Raw genomic sequence first — 20,884 nt, forward strand, 5'->3', positions numbered from 1 at the left:
CACGATGCCGCCCGCCACGCCGGAAACCGCCCCCGCGGCCGATAACGGCATGGCCGCCATGCCGGCGTCGAACCCGATGGTCGGCGGCGCGCCGATGCTGGCCGACAAGGACATCATCGACAACGCGGTCAACTCCAAGGACCACACCACGCTCGTCGCCGCGGTCAAGGCCGCCGGCCTCGTCGACACGCTGAAGGGCGCCGGCCCGTTCACCGTGTTCGCGCCCACCAACGCCGCCTTCGACAAGCTGCCCAAGGGCACGGTCGACACGCTGCTCAAGCCCGACAAGAAGGCCGACCTCACCAAGGTGCTGACCTACCACGTGGTGTCGGGCAAGCTCGACGCCGCCGCGCTCAAGCAGCAGATCGCCGCCGGCAATGGCAGCACCACGCTCACCACCGTCCAGGGCGAGAAGCTCACCGCCAAGGACGACGGCAACGGCGGCATCGTGCTGACCGATGCCAAGGGCGGCCAGTCGCACGTCACCATCGCCGACGTGATGCAGAAGAACGGCGTGATCCACGTCGTCGACACCGTCCTGATGCCGTAATCGCCGCGCACCGGGGGGCCGGCCTCCTCGTCGGCCGGCCGCCGGAAGGGACGGAAGCGATGCTTCCGTCCCTTTTTTTGTGCGCGAACCAAACCGCCGCACACCGGGCATCGAATAGCGGCGTGCCATGATCGGCGCCTGCCAGCCAGCCAGCCGGGGTCCACCATGCCGTCGCACGCCGTCACTGCCGCCACGCTCGCGCTCGTCGCGCTTCCCTTCGCTGCCGCGGCCGCGACGCCCGATCCCACCGAGTCCGCGTTCCGCGCGCTCTACAAGGAACTGGTCGAGACCAACACGACGCAGTCGTCGGGCAGCTGCACGCAGGCCGCCGAAGCCATGCGCTCGCGACTGCTCGCCGCAGGACTGCCGGCGGCGGACGCGACGATCCTCGCGCCTGCCGATCGCCCGAAGGACGGCGCGCTGATCGCCGTGCTGCACGGCCGCGACGCCGCGCTCAAGCCGTTGCTGCTGCTTGCGCATATCGACGTGGTGGAAGCACGTCGCGAGGACTGGAAGCGCGACCCCTTCAAGCTCACCGAGGAAAACGGCTGGTTCTACGCACGCGGCGCCGCCGACGACAAGGCGATGGCGGCGGTGTTCACCGACGCGCTGGTGCGCATGTCGAAAGAGCATTACGTGCCGCGCCGCAGCCTCAAGCTCGCGCTGACCTGCGGCGAGGAAACCGCCGACACCTTCAACAGCGTGCACTGGCTGCTCACCGAAAAGCCCGGCGCGCTGGATGCGGCGTTCGCGCTGAACGAGGGCGCGGGCGGCGAGCTCGATGCCAAGGGTCGACGGGTCGCGCTGCAGGTGCAGGCCGGCGAGAAGATCTACCAGGACTTCAAGCTGTCGATGACCGACAGCGGCGGGCACAGCTCGCGGCCGAAGAAGACCAACATCATCAGCCGCATGGGCGCCGCGCTCGGGCGCGTGGGCGATTACCGCTTCCCGATCATTCCCAACGCCGCCACGCGTGCCTACTTCGATGCGCAGGCAAAGCTGGTCGATGCGAAGACCGCTGCCGACATGCGCGCTGCCATTGCCTCGACGCCCGACGAAAACGCCGTCTCGCGGCTGTGGGACATCAACCCGAGCTGGAACGGCATGCTGCGCACCACCTGCATCGCCAGCATGATCCAGGGCGGCCACGCGCCGAACGCCCAACCGCAGGCCGTCACCGCGAACGTCAATTGCCGCATCCTGCCGGCCACGCCGGTCGCCGAGGTGCAGGCCACGCTTGCGAAGGTGCTGGCCGACGACGGCATCTCCATCGCGCCGGTGGGCGAGCCCGCCATCGCCGCGCCGGTGCCGCCGCTCGGGGCCGACATCCTGGGCCCGGTGCGCGCGGTGGCGAACACCCTATGGCCCGGCGTCGCCATCGTGCCCACCATGTCGACCGGCGCCACCGACGGCCGCTTCCTCAATGCCGCGGGGATTCCCACGTACGGCATCTCAGGCATGTTCCAGGATGCCGAGGGCAGCCATGCGCATGGCCTTGACGAGCGCATCTCGGTGAAGTCGCTGATGGACGGTCGACAGTTCCTGTACGCGCTGGTGAAGCGCTATGCGGACGCCGCGCCGGCGAAATAAGCCGGCGACTGGCGCCACCGTGGTCGATGGAGGCTGGCGTGGCGGTGCGGGACCGCCACGCCGGTACCGTCGCATGAACCAACGGCGCCCGGTTACGCACGGCCGCGTGCCAACTGCGGGATAATCCGATGTCGGCTGGCGACTTCCGCCAGCGCCTGTTCCGACCTCCGCACGAGCGTTGGCGCCGATTGCGGCGCGTCCGCCGCCATGGTCGGAACCCCATTCGGGACGTGCCGCCATCGTGACCAACACCGCCTTCCGCAAGCCGCTTCCCGGCACTTCGCTCGCCTGGTTCGATGCCCGCGAGGCCGTCGAAGCGCTGCAGCCCGGTGCCTGGGCCACGCTGCCCTACACCTCGCGCGTGCACGCCGAGAACCTGGTGCGCCGCGCCGATCCGTCGATGCTGTCGGCCTACCTCGGGCAGCTGATCGAACGCCGGCGGGACCTCGACTTCCCCTGGTTCCCGGCGCGCGTGGTCTGCCACGACATCCTGGGCCAGACGGCACTGGTGGACCTCGCCGGCCTGCGCGACGCGATCGCCGAGCGCGGCGGTGACCCGGCGCAGATCAACCCGGTGGTGCCGACGCAGCTGATCGTCGACCACTCGCTCGCCGTCGAATGCGGCGGCTTCGATCCGGATGCGTTCGTGAAGAATCGCGTCATCGAAGATCGCCGCAACGAGGACCGCTTCCACTTCATCGAGTGGACGAAACACGCGTTCCACAACGTCGACGTGATCCCGCCGGGCAACGGGATCATGCATCAGATCAACCTGGAGAAAATGTCGCCAGTGGTCTACGTCAAGGACGGCGTGGCGTTCCCGGATACGTGTGTCGGCACCGACTCGCATACGCCGCATGTCGATGCGCTGGGCGTGATCGCCGTCGGCGTCGGCGGACTCGAAGCCGAAAGCGTCATGCTCGGGCGCGCCTCGTGGATGCGCCTGCCGGAGATCGTCGGCGTCGAGCTCACCGGCCGGCCGCAGCCGGGCATCACCGCTACGGACGTCGTGCTCGCGCTCACCGAATTCCTGCGCGCAGCGAAGGTGGTCGGGGCGTATCTCGAGTTCCGCGGCGAAGGCGCGCGTGCGCTCACGCTGGGCGACCGCGCGACGATCTCGAACATGGCACCGGAATATGGTGCAACCGCGGCGATGTTCTTCATCGACGAGAACACGCTCGACTACCTGCGGCTCACTGGCCGCGAAGCGCAGCAGGTCGCGCTGGTCGAGACGTATGCGAAGGCCGCCGGCCTGTGGGCCGACACGCTGGCGGATGCGCAGTACGAGCGCACGCTCTCGTTCGACCTGGGCTCGGTGACGCGCAACATGGCCGGCCCGTCCAACCCGCATCGCCGCCTGCCCACCAGTGAACTCGCCGCGCGCGGCATCTCCGGCAACCTCGACGCGGCGCGCGCGCAGGAAGCGCAGGGCCTGATGCCCGACGGCGCGGTCATCATCGCGGCAATCACCAGCTGCACGAACACGTCGAACCCGCGCAACGTCATCGCCGCCGCGCTGCTGGCGAAGAAGGCGAACGCGCTGGGCCTGGTGCGCAAGCCGTGGGTCAAGACCTCGCTCGCGCCCGGCTCCAAGGCGGTCGAGCTCTACCTGCAGGACGCGCAGTTACTGCCCGAACTCGAGAAGCTGGGCTTCGGCATCGTCGGCTTCGCCTGCACCACCTGCAACGGCATGAGCGGCGCGCTCGACCCGGCGATCCAGCAGGAGATCGTCGAGCGCGACCTGTACGCCGTCGCCGTCCTCAGCGGCAACCGCAACTTCGACGGCCGCATCCATCCGTACGCGAAGCAGGCGTTCCTCGCCTCGCCGCCGCTGGTGGTGGCCTATGCGATCGCCGGCACGATCCGCTTCGACATCGAGAAGGACGTGCTGGGGACCGACGCGTCCGGCAACCCGATCACGTTGAAGGACCTGTGGCCGACGGATGCCGAAATCGACACGATCGTGCGCGAGCACGTCAAGCCCGAGCAGTTCCGTCGCGTCTACGGCCCGATGTTCAACGTGCGCGTCGACAACGCGGCACCCGTCAGCCCGCTGTACGACTGGCGCCCGATGTCGACCTACATCCGCCGCCCGCCATACTGGGAAGGCGCGCTGGCCGGCGCACGTACGATGACCGGCATGCGCCCGCTTGCCGTGCTGGGCGACAACATCACGACCGACCATCTCTCGCCGTCGAACGCGATCATGCGCAACAGCGCGGCCGGCGAATACCTCGCGAAGATGGGCGTGCCGGAAGAGGACTTCAATTCCTACGCGACGCACCGCGGCGACCACCTGACCGCGCAGCGCGCGACGTTCGCCAACCCGAAGCTGCTCAACGAAATGGTGCGCAATGAGGACGGCACCGTGCGCCAGGGCTCGCTGGCGCGCATAGAACCGGAAGGCACCGTGGTGCGCATGTGGGAGGCGATCGAGACCTACATGGCGCGCCGCCAGCCGCTGATCATCATCGCCGGCGCGGATTACGGCCAGGGCAGCTCGCGCGACTGGGCCGCCAAGGGCGTGCGGCTCGCGGGCGTCGAGGCGATTGCGGCGGAAGGTTTCGAACGCATCCATCGCACCAACCTGATCGGCATGGGCGTGCTGCCGCTGGAGTTCCAGGCCGGCACGACGCGCGAGACGCTGGGCATCGACGGCAGCGAGACCTTCGACGTCACCGGCGAGCGCACGCCCGGCGCGACACTCACGCTCGTGATCCATCGCACCGACGGCAACGTGATCGAGGTGCCCGTGAAATGCCGCATCGATACGGCCGAGGAGCAGTCCATCTACGAAGCGGGCGGCGTACTGCAACGCTTCGCGAACGACTTCCTCGAATCCAACCGCGTCGCCGCCTGATCGGTCGCGGATGGCCGCATCGCATTCGGGCGACCCCGGTCGCCCCGACAGGAGACCCCAGATGACCGAGTCCCCCGGCACCGTTCGCCTGCACCGCGTGCTCCGCGCACCGCCCTCGAAGATCTATCGCGCGTTCCTGGAGCCCGCCGCAATGGCGAAGTGGCTGCCGCCGCACGGCTTCGTCGCCAACGTCGAACACATGGACGGGCGTGTCGGCGGCAGGTTCCGCATGTCGTTCACCAACTTCGGCACCGGCACCTCGCAGTCGTTCGGTGGCGAGTACGTCGAACTCGTGTCCGATCGCCTGATCCGCTACACGGACCGGTTCGACGACCCGAACCTGCCCGGCACCATCGAAGTCAGCGTCACGCTGCGCGAGGTCCTGTGCGGCACGGATGTCCTGATCGTACAGAGCGGCCTGCCGGCAGCGATCCCGGTGGAGTTCTGTTATCTCGGCTGGCAGGAGTCGCTGGAGCAGCTCGCGGCCCTCGTCGAGCCGAACATTCCCGACGCCTGATCCATCTCACGACATCGCGAACCCGACCATGACCGCAAAGCCGCAGCGCCGCATCCCCGCCACCTACATGCGCGGTGGCACCAGCAAGGGCGTGTTCTTCCGCCTCGAAGACCTGCCGGAGGCGGCGCGCGTTCCCGGCGCGAGTCGCGATGCCCTGCTGATGCGCGTGATCGGCTCGCCGGATCCCTACGGCAAGCACACGGACGGCATGGGTGGCGCGACGTCGAGCACCAGCAAGTGCGTGATCCTGTCGCCGTCCAGCGTGCCCGACCACGACGTCGACTATCTCTACGGCCAGGTATCGATCGACACCGCGTTCGTCGACTGGAGCGGCAACTGCGGCAACCTGTCGTCGGCCGTGGGCCCCTTCGCAATCGCCAACGGCCTGGTCGACCCGTCGCGCGTGCCCGAGAACGGCCACTGCATCGTGCGCATCTGGCAGGCCAACATCGGCAAGACCATCATCGCGCACGTGCCGATGACCAACGGCGAAGTGCAGGAAACCGGCGATTTCGAACTGGACGGCGTGACCTTCCCCGCGGCGGAAATTCCGCTGGAATTCGTCGATCCGTCGGACGACGGCGATGCGGGCGCGATGTTCCCGACCGGCAACCTGGTGGACAAACTCGACGTTCCCGGCGTCGGCACGTTCGACGTCACCCTGATCACTGCTGGCATCCCGACCATCTTCCTGCGCGCGGCCGACCTCGGCTTCGACGGCACGGAGTTGCAGGGCGCAGTCAACGATGACGGCGCGCTGCTCGCGAAACTCGAGGCGATCCGCGCGGCCGGTGCGGTGCGCATGGGCCTGATCGCCGATGCCTCGCTCGCGTCGACGCGCCAGCACACGCCCAAGGTCGCGTGGGTGGCGCCGCCCAAGGCCTATACCTCGTCCAGCGGCAAGGCGATCGCCGCGTCGGACATCGACGTGCTTGCGCGTGCGATGTCGATGGGCAAGTTGCACCACGCGATGATGGGCACGGCGTCGGTCGCGATCGCGACAGCGGCGGCGGTGCCGGGCACGCTGGTCAACGAAGCCGCGGGCGGTGGCGCTCCCGGCGTCGTCCTCTTCGGGCATCCGTCGGGCACGCTGCGCGCCGGCGCCGACGTCAAGCGCGTGGACGGTCGGTGGACGGTGACGCGCGCGGTGATGAGCCGCAGCGCACGCGTGCTGATGGAAGGGAACGTGCGCGTACCGCCGCTCGACTGAAGCGGCGCGCTGCCGTCACGGGCGCTGCGCGGGCCACGTGAAGGCCGGCATGACGGACCCGGGCCGATGATCGCCGGGTCTTCGATCGATGGACGCAGATGCACGGGCCGGCACTGTCGGGCGCAGCGCTGCTGGCCGCCACGACAGCCGCGGCGGTCATCGCCGTGGTCGCGTGCAGCATCGGTGCAAGCACGCGCCCGGTGCGCCAGCTGATCTACCGCCTCACGGGCCTGCGCGAGCGCGTTGCGCGGCTGCAGCACGTGGAACGCATCGCCGGCATCGGCGAGTACGTCTGGAACGCCGACACGGGCGCGCTGTGGTGGTCGGCGGCCTGCTACCGGATGTTCGGGCTCGAGCCCGGCAGCAGCATCGACCTGGGACGCGCGCTTGCACTGATCCACCCCGATGACCGCGCCTCCGCGCTCGCCGCGGTCGACGCCTTGCTCGCCGGCGAACGGCCGCCGGAACTCGCCCTGCGCGTGCGTCGTTCCGATGGCGCGGTGCGGCGCATCCTCACAACGGGCGAGCTCACGCTCGCCTCCGGCGGGCGGCGCGTGATCGGCTTCATGAAGGACGTGACCGAGATCGAGTCGGTCCGGCTGCAGCTGCGCGCTGCCGAGACGCAGTACCGCGCGCTGTTCGACGACAACCCGGTGCCGATGTGGATCTTCGACCTCGACGACTGCACGGTGCTGGCGGCCAACGGCGCGACCGCGCGACTGTTCGGCTACGAACCCGGCCAGCTGGACGGGAAGGCGCTCGACTGCGTCGTTCCGGCCGACGAGGCGTCGCCGCGCTCGCCGTCGTGCCGCAGCGACACCTGGCGCGACGGCGCCGTGGTGACGTGCCAGGCGCGCGAAGGGCGACGCATGCGGCTTTCGCTCGCCGTGCGGGACACGCAATTCGAAGGGCACGTCGCGCGCCTCGTGGCGGCGCAGGAAGTGACCGAGCGCGAGCGCGTCGAGGAACGCTTCGCACTGATCGCGCGCGCCACCAGCGACGCGGTCTACGACTTCGACCTCGAGAGCGGCACGCTGTGGTGGAGCGATTCGTTCTACGCGATGTTCGGCTACGCCCCGGGCAGCATCGAACTGTCGCTCGCAGGCTGGGCCGCGCTGGTGCATCCCGAGGACATCGACCGCGTCTATGCGTCGCTCGAGGAAGCACTGGCGGGGGCGGCCGAGTGGGAGGAGACCTACCGCCTGCTGCGGCGCGACGGCGGATACGCGCATGTCGCCGAGCGCGGCCTGATATCGCGCGGCGCGAAGGGGCAGGCGCTGCGGATGGTCGGCGGGCTGGTGGACGAGACCGAGCGGCGCAGGCAGGAAGCCGGGCTGCGCCTGCTGCGTCGCGCCGTGGAGTCCGCCGACAACGGCGTGCTGATCGCCGACGCACGCGGTGTCGACCTGCCGCTGGTGTACGCGAACCCCGCGTTCGAGCGCATGACCGGCTACACGCTGGCCGAGGTGCGCGGCAAGAACTGCCGGATCCTGCAGCGCAGTGATCGGGACCAGCCGGGCCTGGAAGCCATCCGCGAGGGCCTGCGCAGCAGCCACGAGGCGCGCGGGCTGCTGCGTAACTACCGCAAGGACGGCACGCTGTTCTGGAACGAGGTCTACATTGCCCCCGTGCGAGACGAGCGCGGCGCGCTGACGCACTTCGTCGGCATCCTCAACGACGTCAGCGAGCGGCATCAGTTCGAGGAACAGCTCGCGCATCGCGCCACGCACGACGAACTCACCGGGCTGCCCAACCGCGTGTTGCTCGAGGATCGACTGCAGCAGGCGCTGCACCTGTCGGACCGCTTCGACACCGGTACGGCGGTCGTGTTCGTCGATCTCGACGACTTCAAGCTCGTCAACGACAACCTCGGCCATGCGATGGGCGACACGCTGCTGCGCGAAGTGGCACGACGGCTGCAGGGCGCCGTGCGCGACACAGATACCGTCAGCCGTTTCGGTGGCGACGAGTTCATCGCCATCCTGTCCGCGCCACATCGCGACGACCGGCCCTCGGATATCGTGGCGCGCATGCAGCAGGCGCTCGCTGAACCGATCACCCTTGGCGACCTGCAGCACACCGTGACCGCCAGCATCGGTTACTGCTGCTATCCCGCGCACGGCACCGATACGCACACGTTGCTGCGCCATGCCGACCTCGCGATGTACCAGGCCAAGCTCGGCGGGCGCAACCGGGCCGTGGAATTCCGCAGCGAGTACGACGTCAACGCCTCGCAACGCCTGCAACTGGTGCAGCGCCTGCGCGAGGCGCTCGACAACGACGAGTTCACCGTTCTGTTCCAGCCGCAGTTCGACTGCGACGGGCGCGCAATCTGCGTGGAAGCACTGGTGCGCTGGCAGGATCCGCAACGCGGCCTGCTGCTGCCCGCCGAATTCATCGACGCCTGCGAGGACAGCGGCCTGATCATGCAACTGGGCCGGCAGGTCCTGAACGCGGCCGCCAGCCACCACGAACACCTGGTGGCGGCGGGGCTCCCGCAGATGCGCATCGCGGTCAACGTGTCGGCGGCGCAATTCACCGACGAACTCTATGACGACGTCGAAGACGTGGTGCTGCGCCTGGGGCTGCCGCCCGGCGCGCTGGAACTGGAACTCACCGAGAGCGTGGTGATGCAATCGCCCGAGCGCGCAATCGACCTCATGAAGAGGATCGCGACGCTCGGCGTGTGCTTCTCCATCGACGACTTCGGCACCGGCTATTCGAGCCTCGCGTATCTCAAGCGCTTTCCGATCGATCGCCTCAAGATCGATCGTTCGTTCGTGCAGGACCTGGACAGCAATGTGCAGGACGCCGCCATTTGCCGTTCGATCATCGAACTCGCCAGGTCGCTCGACGTCGGCACCGTGGCCGAAGGCGTGGAGACGGTGCAGCAGGAGCGCTGGCTGCGCGAGCACGGGTGCGTGGGCCTGCAGGGCTTCCTGCTGGGACGGCCGCAGCCGTTCGCGACCCTTCTCCCGTCGCTGCTGGCGGGCTACGCGGTGGCTCCGATCGAGTAAGCGTGCGCGCCGTCCGCGCGGGTGACCGCTCTCGGTGGGAAGATCCGCCCATTCCCGCACGGACGATCGCAATGAAGCTCAGCCGGATCATGCCCTGCCTCTGGTTCAACGATGACGCCGAGGCTGCGGCAGCGCACTACATCGGCATCTTTCCCCATTCGCGGATGCTTCGCGTGCTGCATTACAACGCCGCGTCCGCGCGGCAGGCCGGGCGCCCGGTCGGCAGCGTCCTCAGCCTTGAATTCGAACTCGATGGCCAGCCGTTTTCCGCGCTCAACGGCGGTCCGCTGTACCGCTTCAACGAGTCGATCTCGTTCGTCGTGCAGTGCGACGGCCAGGATGAGATCGACCACTACTGGCACGCGCTCGGCGAGGGCGGCGATCCCACGGCGCAGCAGTGCGGCTGGCTCAAGGATCGCTACGGCGTGTCGTGGCAGGTGGTACCGGCATTGCTGACCGATTGGCTCGCCGACCCCGACCCGGCGCGCACGGCGCGGGTGATGCGCGCCGTGCTGTCCATGCGCAAGCTCGATATCGCGGCCCTGCAGCGCGCGCGCGAGGGCTGAAACGGATCCCTAGCCCACCGCCGACAGCGCGTGCATCGCGAGCTCGTAGGAGCGCAGTCGCGCCGCGGGGTCGTGCACGTTGGCGGTGACGATCAACTCGTCGGGCCGATGGCGTGCGACGAAGTCACTGATCCATGCCGCCACGGTCGCTGGCGATCCGATCGCGGCGCAGGCGAGCGCCTGGTCGATGCCCGCCTTTTCCACTGGTGTGCAGTAGCGGTCGATCGCGTCGCCGGACTCGAGCGGCGGCGGCACGAGGCCGGGCCGACCACGACGCAGGTTGGCGAACGCCTGCTGCTGCGTGGTGAACAGCCGGCGCGCTTCGGCATCGGTATCGGCGCAGACGATGTTCACCGCCAGCATCGCGTACGGCGCCGCCAGCCGCGCCGACGGCTCGAAGCGCGCGCGATAGACCGCCAGCGCCTCCTCCATCGCTGCCGGCGCGAAGTGCGACGCGAACGCATAGCGCAGGCCGAGCTTGGCCGCGAGCTGTGCGCCGAACAGGCTCGAGCCGAGGATCCACGGCTCCACCTCCACGCCCGCGCCCGGCACCGCCTGCACGAGCTGGCCCGGGCGCACCGGTTCGAAGTAGCCGAGCAGCTCGACAACGTCGGCCGGGAATTCTTCCGCGCCTGCGTAGTAGCGCCGCAGCGCGCGCGCCGCCGGCGCATCGGTGCCCGGCGCGCGGCCGAGTCCGAGATCGATACGGTTCGGATACAGCGTGCCCAGCGTGCCGAACTGTTCGGCCACCTGCAGCGGCGCGTGGTTGGGCAGCATCACGCCCCCGGCGCCGACGCGGATGGTGGAGGTCGCGCCGGCCACGTGGCCGATGAGCACCGACGTCGCCGCGCTGGCGATGCCGGGCATGTTGTGGTGTTCGGCGAGCCAGTAACGCCGGTAGCCGAGGCGCTCGGCGTGCTGCGCGAGCTCACGCATGTTGGCGAAGGCGCGGCCCGCATTGCTGCCTTCGCCGATGGGCGCGAGGTCGAGAACCGAGAGCGGGATCATGGCGACGTCCGTTGGGCGAAGGTGTCAGTGTGGGCGCACGGCCGGGTGCTCGCGATCAAGATGCCGGCAGCGGGTCCTGATCGCCGCTTCGCCGGCGCGACGAAGACCGTGGACGGGCGACGCGGCTACAGTTGCCGACAGCCCACCCGGAGTCGTCATGCGCATCGCCCTCGCCGTCCTCGCTGTCTCGTCCGTCCTCGGCGGCTGTGCCGGCATGCCGACGTCGTCAACGCCCGTCGCGGGTCAGCAGGCGGCGTTCGACGGCCGAGTGTTCAGCGTCGACACCTCGCCATGGGCGTACGACGGCAATGGCGTGGTCACGGTCGACAGCGACGTGCACGGGCGGATCAGCGTGCAGCTGCCGGCGCGCTGGAACCTGTGCAAGGCGCCGCCGGTGGCTGCGCAGTCGCTGAAGCCGGGCGATCGCGTGCATGTCGTGGCCGGCGTGGATGCGCGCGACCGCGTGACCGTGTGCGAACGCGCGGACCATCGGCTCGAGCGCATCCCCGGTTGACCGGTCGCACCCCACCCGCTCGCTCCGCGCATCCTGTCAGCGCGCGGTGCCGGCCTGGCGCACGCGCGGGCGCATCGTGACGCTGCGCTCGGCGTCCATCAGCTGCAACTCGCCGTCCTGGATCATCGCGGTGAGGCGCGCGCCGCGAACGAGCAGCGGCAATGCTTCGTCGAGATCGACCGATTCGAACTCGACCACCGTCAGGTTCGACAGGCGCGAGAGCGTGGCCGCGTTGCGGTTCCACCACATCTCCGCGGCGTTGCCACCATAACCGACCACCGCGACTTCCCTCGCACGACCGGCCGCCTTGCGCAGTCGCGATTCGTCCGGCTGGCCGACCTCGATCCACTGCTCGATGTCGCCCGTGTAGTCGCGCTTCCACAGCGACGGCTCGTCCTCGTCGCTCAGGCCGCGCCCGAATTCGAGGCGGTCATCGGCATAGAGGGCGAAGGCGAGAAGTCGCGCCAACAGCCGCATGTCGGTCTCCGACGGATGCTGGGCGAGCGTCAACGCGTGCGACGCGTAGTAGTGGCGGTCCATGTCGCTGACCTGCAGCTCGACCTTGACCACGGTGGCTTTGGGGGACATCGCGACGCCTGCACTCGAACGGGTCGCCATTCTAGTCCCGGTTGACGCTACCCTCGGCCGATACCGCTGCTGGAGCGCGCCATGCGCATCGCCGTGCTCTCCGTCCTGCTGTCGCTGGCCTTCCCCGCGCTGGCCGTTCAGACGCTTCGCGTGGATGTCCAGCACAGCGGCGACGCGACCTCCGAGGCGATCGCACTGGATCGCATCGTGGTCGAGCCGCTGCCGTGGGCAGGCAATCCCGACCGCCCGATCGATGCAAGCGGTCGGGGCGCGAATCGCTTCGACGTCGTGGACGCGGGCACGGGGCGGACGCTCTACTCGCGCGGCTACAGCACGGTGTTCGGCGAATGGCGCACCACCGACGAAGCACGTCGCCTGCGTCGCAGCTTCCAGGAATCACTGCGCTTTCCGATGCCGGCGCAGCCGGTCGTCGTGCACGTGTATTCGCGCGATGCGGCTAACCGGTTCGTTGAAACCTGGTCGGTACCGGTCGACCCGTCTTCGCCCGACATCGAGCGCGCGACGAAGCCGGCGCCCGCCGCGCCGATCGCCATCCGCCATAACGGAGACCCCGCGCACAAGGTGGATCTTCTTATCCTCGGCGACGGCTACACGGCCGACGAGCTCGGCAAGTTCGAGGCGGATGCGCGCCGCTTCGCCGACCGCCTGTTCACGGTGTCGCCGTTCAAGGAGCGAGCGAGCGACTTCAACGTCTGGGCGCTGACGGTGCCGGTGCCCGTATCCGGCGTGGGACGCCCGTCCACCGGCAGCCAGCGCGCCAGCGCGACCGGCGTGCGCTACGACATCTTCGGCAGCGAGCGCTATGCACTCACGCTCGACAACCGCGCGTTCCGCGAGCTCGCGCAGTACGCGCCGTATGACGTCGTCGAGATCGTCTTCAATGCGGCGACCTACGGCGGCGGCGGGATCTTCGGCCAGTTCAGCACCGTGGCGGCGGGAAACGACTGGTCCGATTACGTCTTCGTGCACGAGTTCGGCCATCACTTCGCCGGCCTCGCCGACGAGTACTACACCTCACCCGTCGCGTACACGGCGGCCGACTTGCATCGCGTCGAACCGTGGGAGCCGAACGTGACGGCCGACGGCGCGCACCCGAAGTGGAAAACCTCACGCGTGCCGCTGCCCACGCCGTGGCCGAAGGCGGCGTTCGAAGCCTACGAGCGCGACATCCAGGCGCGACGCGCCCGGTTGCGCGCCGATCGCCGCCCGGAATCCGAGATGAGCGCGCTGTTCCGCGAGGAGCAGGCGCACGTCGATGCGATGTTCGCGCGCTCGCCCTATCGCCGCGCGACCGGTGCGTTCGAAGGCGCGAACTACGAGGCCACCGGCTATTTCCGGCCGCAGATGCAATGCATCATGTTCACGCGCAGCGACGCGTTCTGCGACGTCTGCCGCGACGCGATCGTTTCGGTGATCGATCTCTACACCGGCGCACGCTGAGCGCGAGCGCGGCAGTCCGACGATGAACTGGCTCGCCCATCTCTACCTGGCGCGCTACAGCGACGAAGCACTACTCGGCGCATTGCTGGGCGACTTCGCACTCGGCTCCAGCGGGCTGGAACGCTTCGGCCGGGTCGAGCATCGCGAAATCCTCCTGCACCGACGCATCGACCGGTTCACGGACACGCATCCGGTCGTCACCGCCCTGCGCGAGGCGTTTCCCGAAGGTCGACGGCGTTATGCCGGCATCGTGCTCGACGTCCATTTCGACCACCTGCTCGCGTCGCAGTGGTCCCGCTGGACTGCATCCGACGCGGACGCCGTGTCCTTGGACGCATTCACTTCGCGCGTGTACACGATGCTCGACACGCGCGTCGACGACCTTCCGCCGCGCCTGCACGCGATCGCGCCGGCGATGGCGGCCCGCGACTGGCTGGGCAGTTACCGCGAACGCGCCAGCGTGGACCGCGCGGTGACGCGGATGGCGACGCGGCTGTCGCGCAAAGGCGATCGGCTGATCGCCTGTCTGGATGACCTTGAGCGCATCGAGAGCGTCGCCTCGGCCGGGTTCGAGAAGTTCTTCCCCGCGCTGGTCGAGTTCGTCGACGCGCAGCGGCGGCAGGGCAGCTTCGGCGACGCTTAAGCCCCTCCGACCGGGCCAACCGGCGCGGTTTCCCGTCGAGGCCCCGACGTTCCGCCCGGTCCTCGGCGCCCGCTGGTGGCGGTCGGGGCCCCTAAGGCCGCTAGCCGACGACCGGTAGGTGAAACGGGTCACTTCACTATTGTGAACGCCGTCACAATGCGTATAGTCCGCTCCCTAACGGATTCATCACCAACTTGAACAGCCATTCCGGCTGTTCCGACGAAGGGAGCATCGTTCATGAAGTTGCGTCACACCCTCACCCTCGCCCTGCTGGCCGCGCCCGCATTCGCGATCGCCGCGCCGGCCCCGGCCACCGACACCATGCAGGTCTCGCTCGACCTGACCAATCGTTGCACGGTGGAAGTCGACGACCTGAACTTCGGCGTCCACAACACGCTTGCCAGCGACCTCGAGACCAAGAGCGAATTCCGCGTGCGCTGCACGGGCATCAGCCCGTCGCTGCTGCTGAACTTCAGCGCGGGCGGCTCCGGCAATGCGATGGACCGCCAGATGACGGACGGCGCCGGCAATTCGATCCGTTACACGCTGTCGACGATCCAGGGCTGGGGCCAGGTCACGAACCACGGCTTCTACGGTTTCGGCCAGAACCTGACGTGGCCGCTGTTCGCCAAGATCCCGGGCGGCCAGAACCCGAAGGCCTCCGGCACCTACGCCGACAACCTGGTCGCCACCGTCACGTTCTGACGCGCGCGAATTCAACGCAGGCGCCTGGCGCCGCGAACCCGACTCAAGGAGTGATTCATGAAGTTCCGTAACGCCGCACTCGCACTCGCCCTTCTGGCCGTCGCCCCGCTCGCATCGGCCGGCACCGCCAATGACAGCTTCAAGGTCTCGATCACGATCGAGAACAGCTGCACCATCGCCGCCAACGACCTCGACTTCGGCACGCGCGACACGCTCGAAGCCAGCATCGACGCGCAGTCGACGGTCGAAGTGACCTGCACGGGCATCAGCCCGCTGTCGGTCGCGTTCGACAACGGCACCGGCGCCGGCGGCACCGCCAGCGCGCGCAAGCTGACCAACGCCGGCAGCACGATCGACTACGTGCTCGCCAAGGACAGCGCCCGCAGCGAACTGCTCGGCACCGGCGCCGGCACCATCGACGCCGTGTCCACTGGCGCCACGCAGGTGTTCCCGGTGTACGGCCGCGTGCTGGCCAACCAGAACCCGAAGAAGATCGGCCGCTACCTCGATACGGTCACGGCCACCGTCACGTTCTGATGCAGACGCTACGCGCCCTCTTGGTCGCGTCGCTGGTCCTGGCCGCTTCGGCGGCCGGGACTGCGGACGCCCGCGGCCGACTGCAGACCCGCCAGACCCGCGTCGAACTGGCGCCCGGTGCACGTGCCGGGCGCATCGTGCTGGCCAACAGTGGCGATGCCCCGCTCGCCGCGCAGATCCGCGTATTCCGCTGGACCCAGCGCGACGGCGACGACGTGCTCGAGCCTGCGACCGATCTGGTCGCCAGCCCGCAGGTCGTCGAGATCGCCGCCGGCACCGACCAGCTGGTGCGCATCGTGCGTACCGCAGGCGGTCCTGTCGCCAGCGAAATGGCCTACCGCGTGATCGTCGAAGAACTGCCGGGTGATCCCACCCATCAGGCGAACTCGGCGGTCGCGGTGCGCATGCGCTACCTGATTCCCGCCTTCGTGCAGGCCGCCGATGCCGCGCCCGAAGCGCTCTCGTGCCGCGTCGAAAAGTCGGTGCTCGTCTGCCGCAACGACGGCGGCCACGCCGTGCAGCTGGGCGCCAGCACCTTCGTCGACGCGACGGGCCGGAGCATCGAGCTGAGCGAAGGCCTGCTCGGCTACGTCCTCGCCGGCAGCACGCGGCATTTCCCTTTCGATGCGAAAGCGCTGGCCAACGCCGCTCCGCGAGAACTGAAGGTCTTTCTCAATGGGGCGCCGTCCACGCTCGTGCTCGCTGCGCCGTGACCGCCTGACGCTCGCGCTGGCGGCGGTACTGGCCACCTCCGCGCAAGGCGCCGCCGCCGAGCCGCCCGCGATACCCGCTGCACCCGCACCGGCGGCAGCGCCTGCATCGCAGATGCTCTTCCTCGACCTGGTGCTCGACCACCGCGTCGTGCGTCCGCTGGTCGAAGTCCTGCTGGAGCCCGGCCGCACGCGCGTGCCGGCCGACGACCTGCGCGCGATCGGCATTCGCCTCCCCGACGCCGCCGTCCCCGATGCGGACGGCCGCGTAGCGCTCGAGACGATCGACGGCCTCGCCAGCCACTACGACGCCGCCCTCCAGCAACTGGTGCTCGAACCTGCGGCGAGCATGCGCATCGCCAGCCAGCTCGGCTACCGCATGCCGCCCGCGCTGCATGTCGATCGCGACGCGGGCCTCGTGCTCGACTGGGATCTCTACGGACGCAGCGTCAGCAATCAACGCAGCCTCGCGGTCGGCACGCAGCTGCGCTGGTTCGGCCGCTTCGGCACGCTCGAAGCAAGCGGCACCAGCCGCGCCGGCGTGCGCGACGAAGCCTATTCGCGCCTTGACACGCGCTGGACCTATTCGGATCCCGAACGCTTGTGGACGTGGACGGTTGGCGATTTCGTCAGCGGCGCGCTCGCCTGGTCGCGGCCGGTGCGGATGGGCGGCGTGCAGTGGCGTCGCGACTTCGGCGTGCGTCCGGACTTCGTCGTCTTCCCCGTACCGCGCTTCAGTTCCAGCGCGGCGGTGCCGTCGTCGGTCGAGCTGTACGTCAACGGCCTGCGCCAGTCCAAGGTCGATGTCGACCCCGGCCCGTTCGTCCTCAGCGAATTTCCGCGCGTGCTCGGCGCCAGCGAGGCGCTGGTGGTCGTGACCGACGAGCTCGGCCGCAAGGTGCAAACGAGCGTGCCGCTCTATGTCGACTATGAGCGACTGGCCGCGGGGCTCACCGATTTCTCGGTGGACGCCGGCCTGTTGCGGCTTCGCTATGGCGACCGGCCCGATCTTTATGGCCAGCGCCCCGTCGCGAGCGCGAGCGTGCGCCATGGCCTGAGCGATTCGGTCACGCTGGAAGCACATGGCGAGGCCGGCGGCGGCCTCGCGCTTGGCGGCCTCGGGCTGGCGTGGTCGCCCGGCGGTCACTACGGCGTGGTCACCGCGTCGCTCGCGCAGTCGAGCGGGCCGTCCAGGGGCCACCAGCACCTGCTCGGGTACCAGTACTTCACCCAGCACGCCGGCTTCGACATGGCGACGCAGCGCGCGACGCCGGGCTATCGCGACCTCGCGAGTGCCGAAGGCGGCGGCGCGCTCCTACTCGCGCAGGACCGTGTCTCGGGCTGGGTCACCGTGCCGCACGGCGGAATCACCGCGGCCTGGCTGCGCTATCGCGACAACCAGGGGCTCGACAGTCGCTCGCTCAGCGTCGGGCTGACGCAGAACGCTGGCGCATTCTCCTTCGCGGCCAATCTGTTCCAGGACAACCGCGCCGGTCGCGGCATCGCGCTCTCGATCGGTTACTCGTTCGGTGATCGCGACTTTGCGTCCGCGTCCGCGAGCCATCGCGACGGCCGTGACGAGGTCGCAGTCGCCTATCGCCACAGCGCGCCGTACTCCGGTGGCTGGGGCTGGGACGTGCAGACGCGCGACCTCGACGCCGGCCAGGCCGCGCTGCGCTATCGCGGCAAGGGCGGCGAGTGGATGTTCGGTGGCGACCGTGCCGGCGGCGTCAACGGCCTGTTCGTGCAGGGCACCGGCAGCCTGGCCACGATGGACGGCCGGTACTTCGCCAGCCGGCGCATCAGCGATGCGTTCGCAGTGGTTTCCGCGGGCGGCCTCGCGGGCGTGCCGGTGTTGTTCGAGAACCGCGTCACCGGCATCACCGACAAACATGGCTTCCTGCTGGTGCCCGACCTGCGTGGCTGGCAACGCAATCGCCTGGCGATTGATCCGGACGTGCTGCCGCCCGACACCGCCCTGCTCTCGCCCGAGCGTGTGGTGACTCCCGCCGACCACGGCGGCGTGCATGCCGTATTCGCCGTGGAGCAACTGCGGAGCGCGACCTTGCGGCTGCACGAAGCCGATGGAACCGCCGTGGAAGCAGGCACGCGAGTCGAGCGCGCCGACGGCGCCACCGCGATCGTCGGTTTCGACGGCGAACTGTGGCTGGAGCACTTCCGCGATGGCGAGACGCTCGCCTGGGGCCGCGCCGGCCGTCGCTGCACGATCGTTACGCCGACGTACGCCGCCGCGGCCGCAGGGCCCGTCCTCACCTGTACTCCCGGGAACACGCCATGACATCTGTTTGCCGCGCGCTGCTCAGCTCCGTCCTGCTCGCCGCCGGCCTGCTGGTCACGTCCCGTGCGGATGCCGCGCAGATGTCGTGCGCGCTCGCCGACACGACGGTGCTCGACTTTGGCCAGCCCGTCGCCAACCCGACGGTGCAGAGCGAGAGCACCGCGGTCGTGCGCGTGCACTGCGTCGGTGACGACGAAGCCGCGGGCAGCGCGATCGAGATCTGCCTGCTTGCGTCGCCGGGCGGCAACCCCGCCATGCGCCGTCCGCCCAGCACGTTGCGTTACGGCCTGTTCGCCGACAGCGCGCACACCCGACCGCTCGCCCATCCCGCAAGCCCCGTCTCGACCACGGTGCGGCTGGGTGATCGCCCGGGCGTCTCGGTCGATGCGCGGCTTTCGGTTTACGGCGTGATCGCGGCCGGCCAGACCGGCCTCGCCGGCGGCCTGCACGAAGACCGGGTGCCGCTGCAGGTGCGCGTGGCCACCCGGCAGGGCGAGGACTGCACGACCGCCCCCACCCGCGCCACGGGGTTCCTGGACGTGCGCGCACAGCTGGCGTCCGGCAGCTGCACGGTGAGCGCGGTCGACCTCGATTTCGGCCGCGCCGTGGACCTCGCGCGCGATGTCGACGGCAGCACTGCGCTGGGCGTCACCTGCACCGCGGGCACGCCGTATTCCGTCGCGCTCAACGGCGGCACGGTCGGACAGCAGGCCCACGCGCGACGCATGCGCATGTCGGACGCGCCGGCGACTGCCACGATCACGTACCAGCTCTATCGCGACGGCGCCCGCTCGCAGGTATGGGGCGACGTCGAGGCGGAACGCGTTACCGGCACCGGCACCGGGATGCCGCAGACGCTGCCGGTATTTGCGCGCGTCCCGCGTCAGCCGACGCCGCCGGCCGGTCATTACCTGGACGTGGTTACCGCGACCGTCACGTACTGACATTGACTGCGCGACGCGCGTCATGCGCGGCAGATGATCGATCCGCGTGTCAGCCGCGCATCGGGTCTCGTCGCTTGGCCGCGTAATGCCTGCGACGGCGCACCCAAGGCTGCGCTGGTAGCCGGCGGGCAGCTCGCCACCGGAGGCTCGCCGCGGGGCTGGACGCGCCGCCGCGCCGAAAGCAGTCGGCGCCCGGACCGCGACGCAGATCCGTACGGAGCGTGACCCGCCCCGTTGTTCGGCTAAACGCGAGGCGCGCGCGGCGAACCGCACCCTGAACGCGCCAGCGGCCGCTTCGCACGCCGTTCATTGGCACGCGACAAGGATCGGCTTCGCCTTTTCTACCGGACGCTTCCATGAAGCCGACTCTTCGTACCCTCGCGCTGGCCATCGGCCTCTTCTCCGTCTCGCTGACGTCCGCCGCCCGCCAGCCCCTGCACCTCGTGTCTGACGCGCAGCTCGCGCAGATGGGCCAGCAGCAGTTCGAGGAGATGAAGGCCAAGCAGCGCATGTCCAATGATCCGCGCCAGCAGGCGGCGGTGCAGTGCGTGGTCGATTCACTGCGGCGCGTGCTGCCGGCCCCGTACTCGACGCAGGCATGGGAGGTGCGCGTGTTCGTCGATGACACGCCGAATGCGTTCGCGCTCCCGGGTGCAAAGGTCGGCGTCAATACCGGCATGTTCAAGGTGGCGCAGTCGCAGGACGAACTGGCCGCCGTGCTGGGCCACGAGATGGGCCACGTCGTCGCGCGCCACAGCAACGAGCGCGTCTCGCGCCAGATGCTGACGCAGGGTGGATTGCAGCTTCTGGGTGCGATCGCCGGCCAGCATGCGTCGGCGCAGACCACGCGCGGGTTGATGACAGCCGCGGGCGGCGGCGCGCAGCTGTTCCTGCTGCTGCCCAACTCGCGCCAGCAGGAAGCCGAGGCGGACCAGCTCGGCCAGCGCTACATGGCGCAGGCCGGCTTCGACCCCGCGCGCGCCGTGACGCTGTGGCAGCACATGGAACAGGGTGCGGGCGGAAGCGCGCCGCAGTTCCTGTCGACGCATCCGAACCCGCAGAACCGTATCCGAGACCTCGCCGCGCGTGCGCCGTCGCTGCAATCGGTCGCGCGCGCTGCGCATGCAGCGGGGCGGTCGCCGAAGTGCTTCTAAGGTCGATGGTT

18 protein-coding genes are annotated in these 20,884 nt (G+C 69.4%); 16 read left to right on the top strand and 2 right to left on the bottom strand.

The window, feature by feature from the left end; translation table 11 throughout:
* Positions 1-4: 4 nt before the first annotated feature.
* The 7 genes from FW784_RS03135 to FW784_RS03165 all read left to right on the top strand — a co-directional run bounded on the left by FW784_RS03135 (position 5) and on the right by FW784_RS03165 (position 10,310).
* A complete protein-coding gene (locus FW784_RS03135; RefSeq protein WP_149351930.1) occupies positions 5-550 on the top strand; it encodes a fasciclin domain-containing protein in 546 nt (181 codons plus the stop codon).
* 165 nt (positions 551-715) lie between these two features.
* Positions 716-2,140: a M20/M25/M40 family metallo-hydrolase gene (locus FW784_RS03140; protein WP_149351908.1), complete on the top strand. Its 1,425-nt coding sequence runs from the start codon at positions 716-718 to the stop codon at positions 2,138-2,140.
* Between the two features lie 241 nt (positions 2,141-2,381).
* On the top strand, positions 2,382-5,000 hold the full coding sequence (acnD, locus tag FW784_RS03145; protein WP_149351909.1) for a Fe/S-dependent 2-methylisocitrate dehydratase AcnD: 2,619 nt from the start codon (positions 2,382-2,384) through the stop codon (positions 4,998-5,000).
* Positions 5,001-5,010: 10 nt separating this feature from the next.
* Entirely contained in the window at positions 5,011-5,517 is a 507-nt protein-coding gene (locus FW784_RS03150; protein ID WP_205123550.1) for an SRPBCC family protein, read from the top strand.
* Positions 5,518-5,545: 28 nt separating this feature from the next.
* The gene (gene prpF / locus FW784_RS03155) at positions 5,546-6,727 is read left to right on the top strand and encodes a 2-methylaconitate cis-trans isomerase PrpF (RefSeq protein WP_149351911.1); all 1,182 of its coding nucleotides are present in this window, start codon (positions 5,546-5,548) and stop codon (positions 6,725-6,727) included.
* Positions 6,728-6,825: 98 nt separating this feature from the next.
* Positions 6,826-9,744, top strand: a complete 2,919-nt coding sequence (locus FW784_RS03160; RefSeq protein WP_149351912.1) for a sensor domain-containing protein — start codon at positions 6,826-6,828, stop codon at positions 9,742-9,744.
* A gap of 71 nt (positions 9,745-9,815) precedes the next feature.
* On the top strand, positions 9,816-10,310 hold the full coding sequence (locus tag FW784_RS03165; RefSeq protein ID WP_187770651.1) for a VOC family protein: 495 nt from the start codon (positions 9,816-9,818) through the stop codon (positions 10,308-10,310).
* A gap of 9 nt (positions 10,311-10,319) precedes the next feature.
* Here the strand turns inward: FW784_RS03165 and FW784_RS03170 are convergent, their stop codons facing one another.
* Complete coding sequence (locus FW784_RS03170) at positions 10,320-11,318, bottom strand: LLM class flavin-dependent oxidoreductase (protein WP_149351913.1); 999 nt, start codon at positions 11,316-11,318, stop codon at positions 10,320-10,322.
* Between the two features lie 157 nt (positions 11,319-11,475).
* Between FW784_RS03170 and FW784_RS03175 the strand changes: the two genes are divergently transcribed.
* Entirely contained in the window at positions 11,476-11,832 is a 357-nt protein-coding gene (locus FW784_RS03175; protein ID WP_149351914.1) for a hypothetical protein, read from the top strand.
* Positions 11,833-11,868: 36 nt separating this feature from the next.
* Here the strand turns inward: FW784_RS03175 and FW784_RS03180 are convergent, their stop codons facing one another.
* Positions 11,869-12,420: a YaeQ family protein gene (locus FW784_RS03180; protein WP_149351915.1), complete on the bottom strand. Its 552-nt coding sequence runs from the start codon at positions 12,418-12,420 to the stop codon at positions 11,869-11,871.
* 81 nt (positions 12,421-12,501) lie between these two features.
* On the opposite strand from FW784_RS03180, the gene FW784_RS03185 reads away from it, so the two are divergent.
* From FW784_RS03185 to FW784_RS03220, 8 genes are all read left to right on the top strand, one after another.
* Positions 12,502-13,881: a M64 family metallopeptidase gene (locus FW784_RS03185; RefSeq protein ID WP_149351916.1), complete on the top strand. Its 1,380-nt coding sequence runs from the start codon at positions 12,502-12,504 to the stop codon at positions 13,879-13,881.
* A 22-nt stretch (positions 13,882-13,903) separates the two neighbouring features.
* Positions 13,904-14,524, top strand: a complete 621-nt coding sequence (locus FW784_RS03190) for an acyl carrier protein phosphodiesterase (RefSeq protein ID WP_149351917.1) — start codon at positions 13,904-13,906, stop codon at positions 14,522-14,524.
* Between the two features lie 237 nt (positions 14,525-14,761).
* Positions 14,762-15,229 (top strand): spore coat protein U domain-containing protein, encoded by a 468-nt coding sequence (locus tag FW784_RS03195; protein WP_149351918.1) that lies wholly within the window; start codon positions 14,762-14,764, stop codon positions 15,227-15,229.
* Between the two features lie 57 nt (positions 15,230-15,286).
* Positions 15,287-15,766 carry a Csu type fimbrial protein gene (locus FW784_RS03200; protein ID WP_149351919.1) on the top strand — a complete coding sequence of 160 codons (480 nt, stop codon included), beginning with the start codon at positions 15,287-15,289 and terminating at the stop codon, positions 15,764-15,766.
* Positions 15,766-16,479 carry a fimbrial biogenesis chaperone gene (locus tag FW784_RS03205; protein ID WP_149351920.1) on the top strand — a complete coding sequence of 238 codons (714 nt, stop codon included), beginning with the start codon at positions 15,766-15,768 and terminating at the stop codon, positions 16,477-16,479. The genes FW784_RS03200 and FW784_RS03205 overlap by 1 nt, the downstream gene beginning before the upstream one ends.
* Positions 16,442-18,775: a fimbria/pilus outer membrane usher protein gene (locus tag FW784_RS03210; RefSeq protein ID WP_149351921.1), complete on the top strand. Its 2,334-nt coding sequence runs from the start codon at positions 16,442-16,444 to the stop codon at positions 18,773-18,775. The genes FW784_RS03205 and FW784_RS03210 overlap by 38 nt, the downstream gene beginning before the upstream one ends.
* The gene (locus FW784_RS03215) at positions 18,772-19,719 is read left to right on the top strand and encodes a Csu type fimbrial protein (RefSeq protein ID WP_149351922.1); all 948 of its coding nucleotides are present in this window, start codon (positions 18,772-18,774) and stop codon (positions 19,717-19,719) included. Before FW784_RS03210 ends, FW784_RS03215 begins: the two co-directional genes overlap by 4 nt.
* Before the next feature lie 356 nt (positions 19,720-20,075).
* Positions 20,076-20,873: a M48 family metallopeptidase gene (locus tag FW784_RS03220; protein WP_149351923.1), complete on the top strand. Its 798-nt coding sequence runs from the start codon at positions 20,076-20,078 to the stop codon at positions 20,871-20,873.
* The last annotated feature ends 11 nt before the right edge of the window (positions 20,874-20,884 follow it).

The sequence above is a fragment of the Cognatilysobacter lacus genome (assembly GCF_008274655.1).
In the GTDB taxonomy this organism is placed as follows: domain Bacteria; phylum Pseudomonadota; class Gammaproteobacteria; order Xanthomonadales; family Xanthomonadaceae; genus Cognatilysobacter; species Cognatilysobacter lacus.

What these genes read in the sequence shown, in the direction of transcription:
- FW784_RS03135 (WP_149351930.1), top strand. Translation starts at nt 5, where the DNA reads ATGCCGCCCGCCACGCCGGAAACCGCCCCCGCGGCCGATAACGGCATG.
- FW784_RS03140 (WP_149351908.1), top strand. Translation starts at nt 716, where the DNA reads ATGCCGTCGCACGCCGTCACTGCCGCCACGCTCGCGCTCGTCGCGCTT.
- FW784_RS03150 (WP_205123550.1), top strand. Translation starts at nt 5,011, where the DNA reads ATGGCCGCATCGCATTCGGGCGACCCCGGTCGCCCCGACAGGAGACCC.
- prpF (WP_149351911.1), top strand. Translation starts at nt 5,546, where the DNA reads ATGACCGCAAAGCCGCAGCGCCGCATCCCCGCCACCTACATGCGCGGT.
- FW784_RS03160 (WP_149351912.1), top strand. Translation starts at nt 6,826, where the DNA reads ATGCACGGGCCGGCACTGTCGGGCGCAGCGCTGCTGGCCGCCACGACA.
- FW784_RS03165 (WP_187770651.1), top strand. Translation starts at nt 9,816, where the DNA reads ATGAAGCTCAGCCGGATCATGCCCTGCCTCTGGTTCAACGATGACGCC.
- FW784_RS03170 (WP_149351913.1), bottom strand. Translation starts at nt 11,318, where the DNA reads ATGATCCCGCTCTCGGTTCTCGACCTCGCGCCCATCGGCGAAGGCAGC.
- FW784_RS03175 (WP_149351914.1), top strand. Translation starts at nt 11,476, where the DNA reads ATGCGCATCGCCCTCGCCGTCCTCGCTGTCTCGTCCGTCCTCGGCGGC.
- FW784_RS03180 (WP_149351915.1), bottom strand. Translation starts at nt 12,420, where the DNA reads ATGTCCCCCAAAGCCACCGTGGTCAAGGTCGAGCTGCAGGTCAGCGAC.
- FW784_RS03185 (WP_149351916.1), top strand. Translation starts at nt 12,502, where the DNA reads ATGCGCATCGCCGTGCTCTCCGTCCTGCTGTCGCTGGCCTTCCCCGCG.
- FW784_RS03190 (WP_149351917.1), top strand. Translation starts at nt 13,904, where the DNA reads ATGAACTGGCTCGCCCATCTCTACCTGGCGCGCTACAGCGACGAAGCA.
- FW784_RS03195 (WP_149351918.1), top strand. Translation starts at nt 14,762, where the DNA reads ATGAAGTTGCGTCACACCCTCACCCTCGCCCTGCTGGCCGCGCCCGCA.
- FW784_RS03200 (WP_149351919.1), top strand. Translation starts at nt 15,287, where the DNA reads ATGAAGTTCCGTAACGCCGCACTCGCACTCGCCCTTCTGGCCGTCGCC.
- FW784_RS03205 (WP_149351920.1), top strand. Translation starts at nt 15,766, where the DNA reads ATGCAGACGCTACGCGCCCTCTTGGTCGCGTCGCTGGTCCTGGCCGCT.
- FW784_RS03210 (WP_149351921.1), top strand. Translation starts at nt 16,442, where the DNA reads ATGGGGCGCCGTCCACGCTCGTGCTCGCTGCGCCGTGACCGCCTGACG.
- FW784_RS03215 (WP_149351922.1), top strand. Translation starts at nt 18,772, where the DNA reads ATGACATCTGTTTGCCGCGCGCTGCTCAGCTCCGTCCTGCTCGCCGCC.
- FW784_RS03220 (WP_149351923.1), top strand. Translation starts at nt 20,076, where the DNA reads ATGAAGCCGACTCTTCGTACCCTCGCGCTGGCCATCGGCCTCTTCTCC.